The sequence below is a fragment of the Glutamicibacter sp. AGC84 genome (assembly GCF_053543575.1).
On the sequence record NZ_JBLVOC010000025.1, the window covers coordinates 146,683 to 150,922 of the forward strand.

Here is a 4,240-nt window from a genome sequence, read left to right on the forward strand (position 1 = left end):
CCCCCGGCCGCGCTACAGCCCCGGCGCGAGTGTGCGCTCCGGCGGCGGGCCGACGACCTGCAAGTCCAGATCGGGGTTCGCCTTGATCCCGGCGATCACCGTGGAAGGATCGACCAGCCCCTCGGAATACACCGGGGTGCTGGTCGGCTCGGAGGTCGCATCGAAGAACTTCTCGAAGACCCCGCCGGTGAGCAATCCGAGCATCTGGGTATTATGCGCGCCGATGGCGAAACTGTGGATGGTTCCGGCCGGCGCATGCAGGAAGTCCCCTGCGGTCAGCAGCAGCTCCTGGCCATTGACCCAGAGCCAGACACGTCCCGAGAGGCAGATGAAGTTCTCGGTATGCAGGCGATGGAAGTGGCGGATGATGTAGGGCTGCACCGCGGCCAGCGTATTGACCGCGAAGTAGCGTCCGCCGGTATTCGACGGCCGCGCCAGGTAGCTGTTCAGCGCATCGGGCCAAGCCCGGTGGTCGCCGCCGCCGGCATTCAGGAAGTATCCGCCCGGCGCTGTCGGCAAGTGCAGCGACCTGCCGGACTCGATGCCCTGCGGGAGCTGCAGCTGCGCGGCGGCCGCGGAATCCATGGTGAACAGGTGCCTTTCCGTGCGCTCCCCTGAGCCCAGCAGGTCCGCCAGCGCCCCGCCCGGAGCGCTGAACATGAACAGCCGCGTCATGTGGCTCAGCAGCCGGTACTCCAGCGCTTCGCCGGGAGCCACGTGGAAGGAATCGCCCTCGACCAGGATGCGGGTGCGCCCGGCCACAGTGGCCTGCACGCAGCCATCGACCACGAAGAAGGAGCGCTGCACAAAATCCAGTGCGCAGCCGGTGCTGCCTGCTCCGGCCGGGCCGAGGATGAAGGCCGCCTCGAACAGCCCTGAGGTGTCCTGGGTACGGGCGACCACGGTGATCAGCTGGCCGTCGACTTCGTGCCGTTCCCCTTCGCCCGAGGCGAGATAATAGGGAACGGATTCGCCGGGCAAGGCGTTGACCACCGGGGCCAGAGAATGGATGCGTTCCAGATCAATGGTGCTCATGTTGCGGTGTCTCCTGATTCGTCAAGGGGCTTGGGTGCGCCGGGGCGCAAGTGCGTGGCCAGGAATTGCTCGATGTCCCCGAAGCTGAACGAGGTGTCCCGGGGTTCTGGATCCTTGGTGTCCCTGAGTACTGCAGCGGCACTGGATTCGGACTGGAGCCGTCCGTCGTCCATGACCGCCGCGATCTGGACATCGAGGCGCCCCGGCGGATTGACGAATCCATGCCGGTAGCCTTCGAGCAGGTACAGCCGGGCATCGATTGAATGGGAAGCCAGCGCCTCGAACAGCATCTGCGAGTGGATCGGCGGGACCAGCGCATCGGCGGTGCCGTGGCAGAGCAAGAACGGCGGGGCCAGCGCTGAGACGTGGGTCAGCGGATTCGCCGCCTGGGCCGTCTTTCGGCCGGCGTCCGTGCCCGGATCTTCGCCCAGCAAGCGTCCCTCGGGAGTCTGCTGCCAGGTCTTCCCGGCAGGCTGCGTCGCGATAATCAGCTCCAAGTCGATCGGCGGGTAGCAGGCCGCCACGCAGCTGACCTGGGCATCGGCTGGCGCGCCGGCAACGGTTGAGGAGGCCGCCAATGCTGCCAGGGCGGCCAGATGGGAGCCGGCCGAAGCGCCCCACAGCCCGATGCGCTGGCCGTCGATTCCCCACTGTTCCCCATGCGTGCGCAGGTGCCGGATGGCGGCAATGACGTCTTCCAGCGGTGCAGGGAAGACCGCTTCCCCGGATAGCCGGTACTCGATGGAGGCAAAAGCGATGCCGGTGCGCGCCGCGATGCCGGCCAAATCCGGGGCCAGGGTGCGGTCGCCGGTGAACCAGCCGCCGCCATGCAGCCACAGCACCACGGGGACGGGGAGCCCGCCGGCATCCGGGAGATAGAGGTCCATCAGCTGCGCGGCACCATCACCGCCGGGATACTCCAACGCCGATTCGCTGCGCACCGGATAGCTCGAAGAAGAGGAAGTCATCTTTCCATCTTCGGTCCGCCAGGGCACCTCTGGCCATCAGGAAAAACCGAAGCAGCATTCGGGAAACCCGCATCACCAGGGCAACGCGGGGTGCTCCGCGGCGCCACGGGTTCGCCGGGCGCATGGGCTACGCTCGAAGCGTGGATCTTACCCTGCATCAATTGCGCTGTTTCATGGCGGTGGCCGATACCCTGCATTTCGCCCGGGCGGCCGGGCTGCTGCACATGAGCCCCTCCACGCTCAGCGCCCAGATTTCCGCGCTGGAGCGCCACCTGGATTGCAAGCTCTTCGAGCGCAGCCCGCGGGCGGTGCTGCTGACCGGGCGCGGCCAGGAACTGGTGGCGCTGGCCCGCCAGGTTCTGGATGCCGCGGAGAACATCTCCCGCTGGTCCCGCAAACCGCAGGATTCGGTGCTGCAGATCGGCACGCCGGCCTCCAGCGCCGGATTGCGTTCCATCTTGCAGGCAGCGGCCGCGCGAATGCCGCGGGTCGATTTGAGGTTGCGGCCCAGCGGCTTCACCGGAGGATTGCGGGCGGTGGGCACCGGCCAGGTGGACTGCGCTTTCGCCTTCGCCCTGGATGCCAACACGGATTTCGCCGGGCTGCGGACCGTGGCACTGTGGTCCGAGGAACTGGTCGTGGCCTTGCCCGAAGGGCACCGGTACGCGGGCAAGGATCGGCTGGCCGTGACGGACTTGTTCGGCGAGAGGCTGATCGGTCCGGCCGGCGCAGGCGGCGAGGAGGAAGGGCCGCGGCCCGGGTGGTACGAGGCGATCGATCCGGGGCTTGCCCGCCATTGCTCCATCAAGGCGCTGGTGGACTCAGCAGATGAGGCCATGGAGCTGGTGGCAGCCGGGATCGGGCTGAATATCGCCGGATCCTCGGTGATTTCCTCCTATGCCCGCCCCGGAGTGCGCTTTATCCCGCTGGAGACCGGGCATCGGGTCTGGGTTCTGCTGGTGACCAGAGATGAGCAGCCCTCGCCCGAGGTCCAGGCCTTTTCGAAGATCGCCGCCGAAACCATGGCCTAGGATTCCGGGGCCATGCCCAAGGTCCTGGGCCAGCAGCCTCGGCGCTGGCGGACCGATACCCTTATATAGTTGCCTTGTCCACTGCCTGGCACCGGGCTGGCCCCTCGGGGTGCCGCCGGCCAGGCGCATCACAGCACCGGGAGTTCGCCGCGATGAGTCCTGAAAGCCGGTTCCAGACCAGCTTGCCGCGTTCGCGCGCCGAAGAACTGGCGCTGTCCATCCAGGAGACCATTAGCCAGCGGCAGCTGGCCCCGGGCGACATGGTCAGCACCCTGCAGGAAATCCGCGCCCAGACCGGGCTGGCCCGGTCAACGGTGAGCGAAGCCGTGCGGCTGCTGCGCGAACGCGGAATACTGGAGATCCGCCCGGGCCGCGGCGGCGGCCTGTTCCTCGCCCAGGCTACCCCCGTGGTGAAGCTGCGCCATACCCTGCTCAACGTGGCTGGTGGGGCGGCCGAAACCCGCGACGCCATCGAGCTGCGGGAAACACTGGAGCATTTCATCGCGGTCCAGGCCGCGCGGCACCGGACCGATGACGACACTGTCCGGCTGCGCCGCGCCATGGAGGCCATGCGGGATTCCACGGCGGATTGGGAGGCCTTCATGCAGGCGAACTGGGCCCTGCACCGGGATATCGCGGCGATCTGCCCCAACGGGATGGCGCGGGCCGTGTACCTCTCGACCCTGGGATACCTGCAGCAGTCCACCGCACCGGCCCTTGCCGACAGCGGTGCCGAGACCGGCACGGCTTACCGGCGCAGGCGCATAGCCGTCCATGAGCAATTGGTCGAGGCGATCATCTCCGGGCGCGAAGACGCGCTGGCCCAGATCGTCAAAGAGCACAATTCACCAGCCTGAGCGCCGCGCCTCTCCGGCCCCTAGCGCACCACGGCATCCCGGGTATGACCGGCGGCCTGCCGCGCCTCGTTCCCCACGATCCGGTTGCTGATCTTCCCGATGCGCTCGACTTCCACTTCCACCGTATCCCCGGGCTGCAGCAGCCACTGCGGTTCGCGGGCATAGCCCACCCCCGACGGTGTTCCGGTCGCCAGCAGGTCGCCGGGACGGAGGGTGAAGGTCCGGGAAATATGCGCCAGCGTTTCGCCCACTGTGTAGACCATTTCGCTGGTGTTGCCATCCTGGACCAGCTCGCCGTTCACCTTCGTGGTGACCTGCAGCCCGTCGCGCAGGTCCCCCACTTCGGCCG

The 4,240-nt window shown here is 67.6% G+C and carries 5 protein-coding genes; 2 read left to right on the forward strand and 3 right to left on the reverse strand.

Annotated elements, in window-relative coordinates; translation table 11 throughout:
- Positions 1-12: 12 nt before the first annotated feature.
- Positions 13-1,035: a cupin domain-containing protein gene (locus ACNPN0_RS14550; RefSeq protein ID WP_448938391.1), complete on the reverse strand. Its 1,023-nt coding sequence runs from the start codon at positions 1,033-1,035 to the stop codon at positions 13-15.
- Positions 1,032-2,003 carry an alpha/beta hydrolase fold domain-containing protein gene (locus tag ACNPN0_RS14555; protein WP_448938390.1) on the reverse strand — a complete coding sequence of 324 codons (972 nt, stop codon included), beginning with the start codon at positions 2,001-2,003 and terminating at the stop codon, positions 1,032-1,034. Before ACNPN0_RS14555 ends, ACNPN0_RS14550 begins: the two co-directional genes overlap by 4 nt.
- A 140-nt stretch (positions 2,004-2,143) precedes the next feature.
- Between ACNPN0_RS14555 and ACNPN0_RS14560 the strand changes: the two genes are divergently transcribed.
- The gene (locus tag ACNPN0_RS14560; RefSeq protein WP_448938389.1) at positions 2,144-3,034 is read left to right on the forward strand and encodes a LysR family transcriptional regulator; all 891 of its coding nucleotides are present in this window, start codon (positions 2,144-2,146) and stop codon (positions 3,032-3,034) included.
- A 152-nt stretch (positions 3,035-3,186) separates the two neighbouring features.
- On the forward strand, positions 3,187-3,891 hold the full coding sequence (locus ACNPN0_RS14565; RefSeq protein WP_448938388.1) for a FadR/GntR family transcriptional regulator: 705 nt from the start codon (positions 3,187-3,189) through the stop codon (positions 3,889-3,891).
- 20 nt (positions 3,892-3,911) lie between these two features.
- Here the strand turns inward: ACNPN0_RS14565 and ACNPN0_RS14570 are convergent.
- Positions 3,912-4,240 (reverse strand): fumarylacetoacetate hydrolase family protein (locus ACNPN0_RS14570; protein ID WP_448938387.1); only part of this gene is annotated, 329 nt, incomplete at its 5' end.